This is a genomic window from Arthrobacter sp. ok909, from assembly GCF_900104405.1.
Taxonomy (GTDB): Bacteria; Actinomycetota; Actinomycetes; order Actinomycetales; family Micrococcaceae; genus Arthrobacter; species Arthrobacter humicola.
Genome location: NZ_FNJS01000012.1, coordinates 13,395 through 25,973, shown reverse-complemented (window position 1 = coordinate 25,973; position 12,579 = coordinate 13,395). Strand labels below are relative to the sequence as shown.

Genomic DNA, 12,579 nt, shown 5'->3' with positions numbered 1-12,579 from the left:
CGCCGTTGTCCGGAGCAGTCGCCCCGAGTTTTTTGCCTGCCATTCCCTGTCCCCTGATCTGCGGATAGGGTGCACTGAAAGACACCCCCGTAAGGAGAACCCATGCGCAAAGTGACGGCCGGCCTGTTCTGTTCCGTGGACGGGGTGGTTGAAGACCCGTTCCTGTGGCAGTTCGACAGTTTCGACGCGGAGTTGGGTGCCGGGATGGGCGAGATGATGGGCCGGATCGATACCGGTCTCCTGGGTCGCGTCGGGTACCAGCAGTGGGCGGATTACTGGCCGAACGCCGAGGGCGACGCCGACTTCGCGGGCTTCATCAACGGCCTGCCGAAATTTGTCGCCTCCAGGACCCTGGCCGGGGAGCTGGGCTGGCAAAATTCGCGCCTGATCGAGGGTCCGTTGGAGGACTTCGTGGCCAACCTGAAGAACAGCGACGGCGGCGAAATTGGGGTCTTTAGCAGCATCTCGCTGGTCCGCCAACTGCTGTTCGCCGGGCTGCTCGACACCTTGATGCTGATTGTCCATCCCGTGATCGCGGGCAGCGGGCGACGGCTCTTCAACGACGGCGACCCCCTCACCCGGCTGGTGCTGCAGCAGTCCCAGGAGACCAGCAAAGGCAACATGATCCTCAGCTACGGTGTCCGCGGGGACTGACGCCAGCTGTTCCTCGCCGGGACCGTAAACTTGGCTGGTGCAACCCTCCCTTTGGCTGGCCCTGGCCGGCGCCGGCGCCCTGATCAGTTTCACTCCCGGCGCAGGCGCCATCAACACCATGAGCAACTCCCTGAACTCAGGGTTCCGCCGTTCCATCTGGGGCATCCTGGGCCAGCAGGCCGCCCTCGTGGTGCATATCCTGATCGTGGCCCTCGGCGTCGGAGTGCTTGTGGCGAGCTCGCCGCTCGCCTTCAACGTGATCCGCTACGCCGGCGCCGCCTACCTGGTCTATCTGGGCATCCGTCAGTTCCTGCACAAACCGGATCTGGACCACGAGAAGGCCGCCGCTCTGCGCAATGAGCCGGCCCTCTCCATGTTCCGCCGCGGCCTCTGGGTCAATCTGCTCAACCCCAAGGCCGTGGTCTTCTTCCTGGCCTTCATGCCCCAGTTCATCCGGCCGGAGCAGCCGCTGCTGCCGCAGTATGCAGTCCTGTCCGCCACCGTGATCGTGATCGACATCCTGGTCATGTGGTTCTTCTTCGCGGCGGCGGCCAGGTCCTTCCAGCGCTTCACCCATGACGCCCGCGGACAGAAGGTCCTGAACCGGACGTTCGGGGTGCTCTTCGTCGGCGTCGGCGTCCTGCTGGCCTCGATCCACTGACACTCAGCGATTGCCAGTCAAGGGTGTGGGAAGGCGGTCTCGGGCTTGTCCTTCCGGCGCCGGAGGTCTTCCTGCGCCGGAAGGACAAGCGGACCTTCATCGCATCACTGCCGCTTCTAGCGTTTGATGCCGATCCAGTGGTCGGTGGTGAACTCGTTGATGGCCCAGTCGCCGTTGAAGCGACCCAGGCCGGAGTTGCGTTCCCCGCCGAAGGGGACGTGGGCTTCATCGTTGACGGGCATGTCGTTGATGTGGGTCATGCCTGCCTTGATGCCCAGCCCGAAGCGGACGCCGCGTTCAGTGTCCTGGGTGAACACCGAACTGCTGAGCCCGAAGTTGCTGGCGTTGGCCACTTCTAGGGCGTGGGCTTCGTCCTCGGCGCGGATGATGCCGACGAGAGGTCCGAAGATTTCCTCTCGGGCGATCTCCATGTCCGCCGTGACGTCGGCGAAGACGAACGGGGACACGACGCGGCCGTCGATTGAGCCTTCCAGCGCAACCCGCGCACCTTCGCTTTTGGCCAGGGTGATCTTCTCTCGGATTCCGGCGAGCTGGCTGTCGTTGATCAGCGGACCGACCACGGTGTCCGGCTTGGACGGGTCGCCCACGGGGATGGAGGCTGCGGCCTGGACGAAGCGCTCCACGAACTCGTCGTACAGCGGCGCTTCGACGATGATCCGGTTCACGGCCATGCAGATCTGCCCTTGGTGCAGGAACTTGCCCAGCACCGCGGACTGCACGGCGGCGTCCAGGTCGGCGTCGCCGAGGACCACGAGCGGGCTGTTGCCGCCCAGTTCCAGCGCGACGTGCTTGATGAATTCGCCGCCGACGGCGAGCCTGCCCACGTTTTGGCCCACCGGCGTCGAGCCTGTGAAGGAAATCAAGCCCGGGACGGGGTGGGTGACGAAGTCGTCGCCGATCTCGGAGCCTGCACCGACCACGACGTTGAGAACACCTGCCGGCAAGCCGGCTTCCTCGAAGATCCGGGCCAGAATCAGGCCGCCGGTGACCGGGGTGTCGCTGGCCGGTTTGATGACGACGGCGTTGCCCAGGGCAAGTGCCGGCGCCACCGAGCGCTGGGAAAGATGCAAGGGAAAGTTCCACGGGCTGATCACACCAACGACGCCGAGCGGGCGGCGGTAGATGCGGTTTTCCTTGCCCGGGGTGTTGGATTCGACGATCCGGCCGAAGACGCGTCCGGGGAAGGACGCCGCCTCCAGCGTGATGCCGGCGGCGGCGGATACCTCCACGTTGGCCTTGATGACGGTGCTGCCGGATTCCTTGACCAGCCAGTCGATGATTTCCCCGCGGCGTTCCTCGATGATGGCGGCGGCGCGGAGCATGACCTGCTGGCGGGCGGCGGGGGTCTGCGCCGCCCAGCTTTTCTGGGCGTCTTCGGCGGCGCGGTAGGCGTCGTCGAGGTCCTGGACGGTGCCCTGCCGGATGGTGGTGAGCTGATCGTTCGTGAACGGGTCGGTGACGGTCAGGACCTTGTCGGAGCGGCCTTCGCGCCATTCGCCGGCGATGTATTGCAGCTGCGTGGTCTGTCCGGCGAAGGTGCCGGCAAACGCCGTCGTGGTGTCGGTCAGTGAAGTGGCCATCGTTGTGACTCCTAAGTCTGTGGGTCTTTGGGTGAGCGGGGAGGGCCGGATCAGGTGTGCTCGGCGGCGAGGACCTTAAGCGAGTCTTCGATCCGGCTCCGGTCGGACCAGCTGCCGTGGAAGCCGAAGGGGACACGGCCGGGCAGCCTGACGCGGGCAAGCGGTGTACGCCCGAAATCGGCCGTGTCATAGATGCACAGCTCTGATAGCTCCGTCTGGCGGTTCCACCAGATGGAGAGCAGGTAACCGTCGTCCTCATTCACGGCCCCGGCCCGTGGTACGAAGATCGGTTCTGAGGGGTTGGTCAGATCATCCAGCCCCTCGATCACCGTGACCGTTTCCTTGGTGAGGTCCGTCTTGGCCAGGCCGTCGCTCATGGTGTCGGCGTCCCGGCCACGAGTGGTGGCGAAGTAGCCGAATTTGTGTTCCAGACCGACCTTGTTCGGGTTGATGGCCGGGAATTCCCCCGCGATGTGGCTGGTGGCCTGGTTAGCTACGCGTCCGGTGGCGGTGTTGACGGTCCAGCGCCAGGGGATTGCGTTCATGAACCACTCATGGGAGTCCACGGGCCGGGTGATACGGTCCGTCGGGGTGCCGAAGCGTTCCTTGATGCGCGGGGCTTCGATGACGATTTCGTTGCCTCGCTCGTAGGCGTTGAAGAAGTGCGTCGGGAAGAACGTCTCGTCGACCCGGTAGGTCCGCACTTCGTGGGTCGCCCGGTGCATGGTGACGATCTCGACGCCGTTGTTCGTGGCTGCGGGGTCCCAGACCAGGCCCGGCTTGCCCTGGCCGATATTGGGTGCCAGGAACAGCCCCGGGGTTACAAAGAAGATCGCGTAGTTCTTGCTCACGGCGAAGTCGTGGAACATGGACGGGGCGCTGGTGCTGAAAGCGAAGGTGTCGAGGACCTTCCCGTGCCGGTCTGCCTCGTACCAGGTGACGTTGGTGCCCATGTAGGAGTAGAAAAGCATGTTGCCGCTGTCCGGGTCGAGCTTGTAGTGGGCCGTGCAGGTGAACGGCACATCGCCGTTGAAGTCATATGTTCCGAATGTTTCCAAGGACTGCGGATTCATCTGGTGCGGCAGGCCGCCCTCGAAGAACACGAGCAGCCGGTCGGCGAGGACGCCGACGTTGGTGTTGGGAACGTTCTTCATGGGCGGGGCGCCGGCCGGCAGTGATGGGGCCGTGCCGCCGTTGACGAACCCGGAGTAGACCGCCTCTCCCGCCTCCATCTCGACTTTCAGCGCGTCGGTCATGACCCACTTGTTCCGGTAGGCCGCCTTGCCGTCGCGGAGGTAGGTGGCGTAGACCATACCGTCACCTTCGAACCAGTGGTACCGGTCCGTGTTGCGCGGCTTGAACTTGGGGTTGGACCCGGTGCGGAACAGTGCTCCGTCGAGGTCATCGGGAATCTTGCCGATGACCTCGAGGTCGAAGGCTTCGGTCTCCTCATGCCAGGGGGTGAAGGGGCCGTTGAGGAACTTGTTGTCTGTCTCCCACATGGTGGTGCCTTTCGGTATTGGAGTTCTAGGAGTTCTTGGCCGACGAGGGCCAAATGCCGTGGTTGCCCGGCGAGAGCGTTCCGGCGGGGTCCAGAGCGTCCTTGAGGGAGGTGTAGAGCCGGTTCAAGGCATGATCGTTGAAGTCGAAGTTCTCTGCCACGTGCTCGATCAGCGAGGGGTGAGCACGGTATTCGCTCCAGCCCCATTCGGCGGCCTTTTCACACATGAGTTCGACGGCGGCGTGTGCGGCTGCCGCTTCGGCAGGGTCGTTCACGTCGAAGAAGACCATGCAGGCGCCCACGAGGCTGCGGGTGTTGGCGATCCAGCCGAAGCCCGCCACCAGTCCGGCTTCTTCGAGGATGGTGCGGACCATGAGCTCGTGCTTGGCGGCGGATTCGCCGTCGAACGGGATCGCGGGCGAGAAATCGATGTGGCCAACGCTTTCGCCGATGTGCTTCTTCATCATGTCCAGCAGGAACATGTTAGGGATGCCGGCCGGGACCAGGTCCAGGGGGTGCACTTCTTCCGGGCTGACGTCGCCGCGGTAGGACCTTAGGTCTACGGTGACGCCGGGAAGATGGGCCACGGCATCGGTGACAATGCGGCGCCGTGCCTCCACTATGGCTTCGTGGCCGTAGAAGGCGATGCGGGCGTGCCAGCGCCCCGGGGGAAGTGTCGCGGACAGCTTCGCCGCCTTCGACATCCCGGTGGTGTCCTGCATCGGGTTGGCCCGACCGTCCTCGGGTTCCGGTGAGCTGGTGATCAGCGGGAGGCCTTGGATGGTGCCGTCCAGCACCAGAGGGCGGAGCGCGTCGACGAGCGGGGCGATGTCCTCGTCGTTGTGGCAGATGATCGCCCCCGTGGTGAATACCTCGGGCTCGGGCATGAGCCAGACGCCCATCTTGGACACGATGCCGAAGTTGGACTGCATGAACAGGCTGTCCAAGGAGGGGCCGAAGCCGCGCTTGTGGCGCTGCCACATGGGGTTGCTGCTCATGGCGCCGAGGCCGGTGCGGACCACTTCGCCGGAGGCGAGGACCACTTCCATGCCGCAGACGGCGCTGGCGTGATCGCCGTTGACGGTGTAGCCGTAACCGTGGTCCAGGGTGTTGCCGACGATGCTGCCCCAGCCGAGGTCCGGTACGGAGATCCAGAGCTTCAGACCGCGGGCCTTGATCTCGTTGTAGAGGTCGAAGAAGCTCACGCCGGGCTCCAGCAGGGCGTAGCCGGCGGCTTCATTGATTTCCAGAATCTTGTTCATGCGGCGCAGGCTCAGGACCACGGAGCCGTTGACCACCGGCGCGGAGCCGCCATAGCCGTAGTTGCGTCCGGTGGAGGAAGTCCAGAGCTGGATCTGCAGTTCGTTGGCGATCCGGACCACGGCCTGGATTTCTTCCACGGTGGCTGGCTGGACCACGAAGGAGGGCTGGTAGTCCTTTGCGTCGTCGCCCTCGTAGGGGTCGCGGAAGTCCTTGACCTGGCTCTCGTCCAGCAGGACGGCGTCGGCGCCAAGAACCTCGGTCATCCGCGCAATGGCCTTGGTCAGAACCGAGGACGAGTTGTTGAGCTCAGTGGTTGTTGTCATGTGGTGTGTCACGCTCCGTTGCTTGACGGGTGTTCAGCTCCGAACACCGTTGCTATCAAGTGTGGTTTGGGACACGTGTCCGGTTCTTGGCGCCGGAGTGCAAGAAAAGCGGCTGCCTATGGTGCCCGGGAGCAGAGGGCCGCCAGCCCGGAAGCACGGGCACGGGCACGGGCACGGGCACGGGCACGGGCACGGAATCTATACTGGCCCTCGGGGCCAAGACCAAAGGCGGTTTGTAGTAGTGATGAATTGGATGGATAGTCTCCGCCCGACGGCGTCCGCCACAGGGGACGGTCCGGCATCAGATCCGGAGATCATTGCCAGCGCCGAGGCGGAAATCGGGGCGCCCGCCACGGCGTGGGCGGCGGAGACTGCCGCGGACATAGTCCGCCTGGTGGATGAAGAATTCAGCCTCGCCGGAACGCCCGGCATGATGACCGGCACCGAGCGGGAGGGCTGTGAAGCGTGCCTGCTGACAACCCTCATCGGCTTGCATCGCGGCACTGTCGCGGCTGACATTGTCGCCCCTCGCGGCGCCCAGGAGAATGTCCGGTTGTCCGTGCGTCAGGGCGTCCCCATCGCGAGCGTGCTGCGCACTGTCTGGGCCTGCCACACCCGGGTTCAGGACGCCCTGCTGGCCGTCATCGAGCGGGAAGTTCCCGCGGATCGCATGGTCGCTGAAGTGCGCGAGCTGAATGCGGCCCTATTTTCCTACGTGAACTCCTACGTCAGCGACCTCATGCGCGGTTACGAGGACGAGCTCGCCCTCTGGCATGGCAGGCTTCCGGCCGAACGGTTGAGGGTTCTCACGGCAATTCTCGACGGCGAAGAGCCCGCCGAAGACGCCGAACGCATCCTAGGCCTCCGGCTGAGCGGGCACCATCTGATCGCCTTGGGCCGGCCCGCCACGAGCGGCCACATCCCGGACCGCGATGCCGCGCGCCAGCGTTTCGGCACGGACGCCGCGCAGTCGCTGGGCGCGACGGGCTTCCTGACCATCGAGCACCAGGGCACCACGCTGTTCTGGTGGGCGTTCAACACCCGCCCCGCCCCTTCGGTGATGAGCGCGCTGCGTGCAGTACCCCGCCCCGACTGGATCCAGCTCGCGGCAGGACGGCCCGGCTCGGGGCTTTCGGGGTTGCGCGAAAGCCACTTTGAGGCCCAGCAGGCTGCCTTGGTGGCGCGGCTTTCGCCGCGGCAGAAGTTCTGGGACTACGAGGACGCCGGCATGCTGGCGCTGCTTGTTGCCGATCCGGAGGGGGCGGCCAGGTTCGTTCAGGTCCAGCTCGCCGGTCTGCTGGGTCCGGACCAGAAACTGACCGACATCCGCGACACCCTGCGGCACTTCCTGATGGCCGGCAGCAGCCGCCTCGCCGCAGCCCAGGCACTGCATCTGGCCACCAACACCGTGGCGTACCGGGTCAAGCGTGCCGCGGAGCTACTCGGCCGGCCCATCAACGAGAACCAGGTGGTGACGCTGGTGGCCCTGCAGTTGGCACACACGTTCCCGCAACTGATGGACGCGCTGGCGCTTCCGAAGTGAGGAATGGTGCCTGACGAGGATCGGCTGGCCCGGGCGTGTTGGTGAGCCCAGCCGGGCTCAGAGTCCCGAAGCCACCGACAGCGCCCGCGCCGTACCCGCCAGTTCGGGCGCTTCCCGGGCCACGACTTCCTCAATGTAGGCGGTGGCAGCGTCCGCGAGCCCGTCGTAGAGGCGCACCAGCAGGTCCCGGGCCCCAGTCCGGGGCCACGCTTCCGGCAGAAGTTCGGCGGGAAGGTCAGGGTCACTCCACGGGAAGGCCCGCCACGCGTCCATCAGCTCGGTCCTGACCCTGAAGGCCTCCGCCGGGCTGACCGTACCGGCGTCGAGACGCTCCGCCCAGGGCGTGAATTTCTCGGTAAACGGACGGTACTGTTCCTTGAACTCCTGCGGCGACCAAGCCTCGAAGAGCCGTTTGCCGCGGAGGCTGGATTCCGCCGTGCGGAAGATGACGTAGTCGTCCACGCCATAGCCCTTGCAGGTGTTTTCGAGCTCCTCGGAGTGGTCACGCGGGGAGACCCACAGCGCCCCGAACAGCGGTGCGAATCCGCGCCAACGCAAGCGTGAGCGGAACAATTCGCGGACATCCCGCGACGTCTCCGGAATGGAAAACGCGATGACGGTCCAGTTGCCGTCCCAGTGGCGGGACTCCTCGCCGAAGGCGGAGACCTGTGCGAAGCCTTGGCGCAGCCGGTTCCGTGCGCCCTGGGTGACGCGGTAGCGCGAGGTCCGCCCGGCACTCGACTGTTCCAGTACACCGCGGGACGCCAGGCGGCTCAGCGCCGTCGCCGTCGCCGAGCCCGTGATCCCGAGGCCGGCGGCCAGGGCGGCGATAAGCCGGGACGGCAGCCATTCCTCGCTGGTGAACCAGTAGTCGACCAGCAGGGTGACCAGCTGGTGCTGGGTGGACGGCCCCCTCAACGGCCGCGGAAAGTCGATGGCCAGGTCTGGGTCCATGCCGGGTACGGAGGCCGGCCGCTCGCTCATCACGCCTCCATCATGCCAGCCGCATCCACTGTCATTTTTATTTTGCACTTAGATTGACGGACGTAGAACCAAGTGCATACCATTGCTTTCAGAGTGACGGAGGCCACAGCCGACCCTGCCGCCCTGCTCAGCATGCGAGCCACAGATCTTTCCCAGCCTCACCGTTTCAGGTGCTATTTGCCTGCCCACCTAGGAGATCCGCAATGACCGCTGGTCCCATCGTTCCGTCGTCGCCGTTGACGCCGCCCGCGGAACAGGCCCCCGATTCCCGCGAGGGAACCAACCATGCCCGCCGTGCCGCCGCCGCCAGCTTCATCGGCAGCACCCTGGAGTACTACGACTTCTTCATCTATGGTTCGGCGTCGGCCCTGATCTTCAACAAGATCTTCTTCCCTGGCATCGATCCCGCCCTCGGCACCATCCTGTCCATGGCCACCATCGGCATCGGCTACGTCGTCCGGCCCCTCGCGGCCAGCGTGATCGGCCACTTTGGCGACCGCCTCGGACGGCGCCAGATGCTGGTCCTGACGCTCGTCGTCATGGGCGTGGCCACCTTCCTCATCGGCTGCCTGCCGCCGGCAGCCGCCATCGGCGCCACCGCCCCGGTCCTCCTGGTGGTTCTGCGCGCACTTCAGGGCGCCTCCGCGGCCGGAGAGTCCGTCGGCGCCGTCACCATGACCATGGAGCATGCGCCCAGCAACAAGCGGGCCTTCTACAGCAGCTGGGTCAACACCGGCGCCGTGGCCGGGATCATGCTCGCCTCCCTGGCCTTCCTCGCAGTGTCTCTCCTCCCGCAGGAAGACCTGCTCAGCTGGGGATGGCGGCTGCCGTTCCTCGCCAGCATCCTGGTGGTCGCCGTCGGCCTATACATCCGCCTGCGACTGCCCGAATCCGAGGTCTTCGAAGCCGCGAAGGAGGAAGGCGCCAGCCAGGAACTGCCGCTCAAGGTGGTCCTGCGCGATCACTGGCGCACCATTGTCAAAGTCATCTTCTTCGGGCTCTGGAGCGTGGTGTCCTCGGTCTTCGCGGCCTTCGGCCTGGCGTATGCGACCGGAAAATTCGGCGTCCCCTCCGCCGCCATGCTCGGGGTCACCATTGCCACGGCCGCCCTGGGCATCATCGCCCAGCCCTACGCCGGTATTCTGGCCGACCGGATCGGCCGCAAGCCGGTCTTCATCACCGGCAACATCATCTGTGCCGTGGCCGCCTTCGCCTACTTCTGGTCCATCAGCACCGCAGTCGTACCGCTGATCTTCGCCAGCGGCATCCTCTTCATGACCGTGGGCTACGGAATGGTCAACCCGCTGGGGCCGGCCATGACGGCCGAAATGTTCCCCACCCGGATCCGTTACACGGGCGCCGCCACGGCCTCGCAGCTGGGACTCGTCGTCACCGGCTTCGCCCCGGCGATCGCGGCCGCCATTGTCCAGCCCGGCCCCGCTGGCTGGATCCCGGTGGCGGCCTTCACGGCAGCCTGCTGCCTGGTCTCCGCGGCCGTCACCGCGATCTGGGTCAAGGAAACCTACCAGGTGCCTACCGAGGCCCTCGGCGCCAAGGCATCGGCCGGCGCCCCCGCCTGAAACCCGCCACTCACCCGCCACTCACCCGAAGGGGGCCGGGACGCGTGCACCGCGCCCCGGCCCCTCCCGGCATGTCTATCCGCATCTCCGTTCCACGTTAGGACCCTTCCGTGACACCCCGCCCCGTGCTTATTGACCGTGACGTCGAGACACCGCTGCCCGACGGCACCATCCTGCGCTCCACCGTGTACCGACCCGCGGACGGGGAACCCTGCCCGGTCCTGCTGACCAGGACGCCATACGGCAGGGACCTTGCCGTCAATTCCGCCTACCTGAACCCGGCGACGGTCGCCGCCGCGGGCTACGTGGTGATCGTGCAGGACTGCCGCGGGCGCTTCGGTTCCGGCGGAACGTTCGACCCCTCCGTCAATGAGGCGTCCGACGGCGCCACCACAGTCGAGTGGGCAGCGCGGCTGCCGTACTCCAACGGCGTGGTGGGCATGTGGGGGCGGTCATACTTCGCCGAAACCCAGTGGCGCGCCGCCTCGCGCCAGCCCGCCGGGCTGGCCGCGTTGGCCCCCGGCATCTCCGCAGGAGCCAACGCAAACAACGGCTCCCTCTACCGCGGCGGCGCCTTCGAACTCGGCAGCCGCCTCACGTGGGGCCATGCCTCCATCGCGGCCAACGAGCTGCTCCGGGAGTTCTCCGACGACCCCGAACTCCGGGCCAAGGAAATGGAATCGTGGCTGGACCTCGACCGCTCGTTTTCCGACGCCACGGCCTTCGGCACACTGCCGCTCCGGGACCTGTCCCCGAGACTCGGCACTTTCATGCGACGCCACGTCCTGCCCTCGGCCGGAGAAGCCCCGGGAAGCGGCTTCACGCGCGTGTGGGACGCCGCGTCGGCCGCACCGGTGGACATGCCCACCCTGCACATCGGCGGCTGGTTCGACATCTTTGCCCCGAGCACGCTCGCGCAGTACCGGATGCAGCTCGAGCACAGCCGCGCCAACCCCGCGGCCGCGCCGCGGCTCATCATCGGCCCGTGGACCCACACCAACTTCTCCGGGGTCTACCCGGATGTCAGCTTCGGCCTCAACGCGGCCGCCGGCGTGATGAACGGCCTCGGCGACCTGTCCGGACTCCATACGGCCTGGTTCGATGCCGTCCTCAAGGGCGATCCCGACGGGCTGCGCCAGGTGCCGCCGGTCCTGCTGTACGTCATGGGGGAAAACCGGTGGCACGGCTTCGAGGAACTGCCGGCCCCGGCCCGGCAGCGCTCGTGGTTCCTGGGCGCCGGCGGGTCCCTCGGGGATGTGCCGGGCGCCGCCGGGCAGGAAAGCTACGACTACGATCCCCTCGACCCAGTCCCGACGGCGGGCGGGGCGACCATGATCCACGGCGCCGTCCCGGCAGGGCCCGCGCACCAGCAGGCCGTCGAGGCGCGCGACGACGTCCTGACCTTCACGACGGCGCCGTTCGACGCAACCGTGACCGTCTTCGGCGAGGTCAGCGCCACCTTCTTCGCCGCGTCCTCCGCCGTCGACACCGATTTCGTGGTGCGCCTCTGCCGGGTCACCCCGGACGGCACGTCCCTGGGCCTGGCCGATGGGATCATCCGTGCGTCCTGGCGGGACAGCTACGCAGGCAACGGGCTCTGGGAGCCCGGCCACGAGCCCTCCCCGATCGCACCCGGTAAGCCGTATGAATACACCGTCAGTCTCTGGCAGACGGCGTACACCTTTGCCCCGGGGGAGCGGCTCCGCGTGCAGATCACGTCCAGCTGCCATCCGCGCTGGGACCGGAACCTCAACACGGGCAAGCTCGCCTACGACTCCGCCGAGACAATCGTTGCCCGGCAGTCCGTCCTGTTCGGCGAGGGCCACCCGAGCCGGCTGACGGCCGGCATCCTTTGACCGCCCCTCCTCCGGCACCGCCGGGACTGCCCTTCCCTCCCGGACTTTCCTTCCTGACGGAAGTGTCCGTTAGCGTCGGGGAGCCGGTGGAGGTCGGGCCCACGCCGGAGGGTCACCGCCGAATGGTTCCTATCACCGGCGGAACCGTCCGAGGGCCTTCCCTCAACGGGCGGGTCCTGCCAGGCGGCGCCGACTACCAGTTCCTCCGCGGCACCACCCTGACGGAACTGGACGCCCGGTACGTACTGGAAACCGAGGACGGCCACCGGATCTTCGTGCACAACACCGCCCTCCGGCACGGCTCGGCCCAGGACATCGAGCTGCTGAACTCCGGCACCGCCGTCGATCCTTCCCGGATTTACTTCCGCTGCTGGCCGCGGCTCACCACCGCGTCCCCCGCCCTGGACTGGCTGAATACGCGCCTCATGCTCGGGACGGGCATCCGCCAGCCCGGCCGGGTGGTCCTCAACATCTTCACTGTCGATTAATCGGCCGCGGCGATTAGTGGGCCTCCCCGTCCGGTTTCGTGCCGCGGCCTCCCCGTCCGGTTTCGTGCCGGGCGGCCTCCGTCCGGGGGCACTTTGAGCACAATGCCCGACGCCGGCGCCCTGGT

The 12,579-nt window shown here is 66.6% G+C and carries 10 protein-coding genes; 6 read left to right on the top strand and 4 right to left on the bottom strand.

Annotated elements, in window-relative coordinates:
* Positions 1–102 precede the first annotated feature (102 nt).
* Both BLR03_RS11545 and BLR03_RS11540 read left to right on the top strand, forming a co-directional pair.
* On the top strand, positions 103–654 hold the full coding sequence (locus BLR03_RS11545; protein WP_091252693.1) for a dihydrofolate reductase family protein: 552 nt from the start codon (positions 103–105) through the stop codon (positions 652–654).
* 37 nt (positions 655–691) lie between these two features.
* Entirely contained in the window at positions 692–1,315 is a 624-nt protein-coding gene (locus tag BLR03_RS11540) for a LysE family transporter (RefSeq protein ID WP_091252692.1), read from the top strand.
* Between the two features lie 116 nt (positions 1,316–1,431).
* Here BLR03_RS11540 and BLR03_RS11535 read toward each other — a convergent pair whose 3' ends face one another.
* The 3 genes from BLR03_RS11535 to BLR03_RS11525 are packed head-to-tail and all read right to left on the bottom strand — an operon-like array spanning position 1,432 to position 6,003.
* Positions 1,432–2,916, bottom strand: coding sequence for an aldehyde dehydrogenase family protein (locus BLR03_RS11535; protein WP_091252690.1), 1,485 nt, complete (start codon positions 2,914–2,916; stop codon positions 1,432–1,434).
* A 50-nt stretch (positions 2,917–2,966) separates the two neighbouring features.
* Positions 2,967–4,418, bottom strand: coding sequence for a carotenoid oxygenase family protein (locus BLR03_RS11530; protein WP_091252688.1), 1,452 nt, complete (start codon positions 4,416–4,418; stop codon positions 2,967–2,969).
* A 25-nt stretch (positions 4,419–4,443) separates the two neighbouring features.
* Complete coding sequence (locus BLR03_RS11525) at positions 4,444–6,003, bottom strand: FAD-binding oxidoreductase (RefSeq protein ID WP_091252686.1); 1,560 nt, start codon at positions 6,001–6,003, stop codon at positions 4,444–4,446.
* Positions 6,004–6,256: 253 nt separating this feature from the next.
* Between BLR03_RS11525 and BLR03_RS11520 the strand changes: the two genes are divergently transcribed.
* Positions 6,257–7,546: a helix-turn-helix domain-containing protein gene (locus BLR03_RS11520; protein ID WP_175460506.1), complete on the top strand. Its 1,290-nt coding sequence runs from the start codon at positions 6,257–6,259 to the stop codon at positions 7,544–7,546.
* A 57-nt stretch (positions 7,547–7,603) separates the two neighbouring features.
* On the opposite strand, the gene BLR03_RS11515 is transcribed toward BLR03_RS11520, so the two are convergent.
* Complete coding sequence (locus BLR03_RS11515; protein ID WP_091252682.1) at positions 7,604–8,530, bottom strand: PaaX family transcriptional regulator; 927 nt, start codon at positions 8,528–8,530, stop codon at positions 7,604–7,606.
* A 203-nt stretch (positions 8,531–8,733) separates the two neighbouring features.
* Here BLR03_RS11515 and BLR03_RS11510 point away from each other — a divergent pair, with 203 nt between their 5' ends.
* The 3 genes from BLR03_RS11510 to BLR03_RS11500 all read left to right on the top strand — a co-directional run bounded on the left by BLR03_RS11510 (position 8,734) and on the right by BLR03_RS11500 (position 12,454).
* Positions 8,734–10,110: an MFS transporter gene (locus tag BLR03_RS11510; RefSeq protein ID WP_091252680.1), complete on the top strand. Its 1,377-nt coding sequence runs from the start codon at positions 8,734–8,736 to the stop codon at positions 10,108–10,110.
* Positions 10,111–10,220: 110 nt separating this feature from the next.
* Positions 10,221–11,966: a CocE/NonD family hydrolase gene (locus tag BLR03_RS11505; protein ID WP_091252678.1), complete on the top strand. Its 1,746-nt coding sequence runs from the start codon at positions 10,221–10,223 to the stop codon at positions 11,964–11,966.
* Positions 11,963–12,454 carry a DUF3237 domain-containing protein gene (locus tag BLR03_RS11500; RefSeq protein WP_302846587.1) on the top strand — a complete coding sequence of 164 codons (492 nt, stop codon included), beginning with the start codon at positions 11,963–11,965 and terminating at the stop codon, positions 12,452–12,454. Before BLR03_RS11505 ends, BLR03_RS11500 begins: the two co-directional genes overlap by 4 nt.
* Positions 12,455–12,579 lie beyond the last annotated feature (125 nt).

Bases quoted from the DNA above. Each gene is read 5' to 3' on its own strand.
- BLR03_RS11515 (WP_091252682.1), bottom strand. From the start codon at position 8,530: ATGAGCGAGCGGCCGGCCTCCGTACCCGGCATGGACCCAGACCTGGCC.
- BLR03_RS11525 (WP_091252686.1), bottom strand. From the start codon at position 6,003: ATGACAACAACCACTGAGCTCAACAACTCGTCCTCGGTTCTGACCAAG.
- BLR03_RS11535 (WP_091252690.1), bottom strand. From the start codon at position 2,916: ATGGCCACTTCACTGACCGACACCACGACGGCGTTTGCCGGCACCTTC.
- BLR03_RS11520 (WP_175460506.1), top strand. From the start codon at position 6,257: ATGGATAGTCTCCGCCCGACGGCGTCCGCCACAGGGGACGGTCCGGCA.
- BLR03_RS11530 (WP_091252688.1), bottom strand. From the start codon at position 4,418: ATGTGGGAGACAGACAACAAGTTCCTCAACGGCCCCTTCACCCCCTGG.
- BLR03_RS11510 (WP_091252680.1), top strand. From the start codon at position 8,734: ATGACCGCTGGTCCCATCGTTCCGTCGTCGCCGTTGACGCCGCCCGCG.
- BLR03_RS11545 (WP_091252693.1), top strand. From the start codon at position 103: ATGCGCAAAGTGACGGCCGGCCTGTTCTGTTCCGTGGACGGGGTGGTT.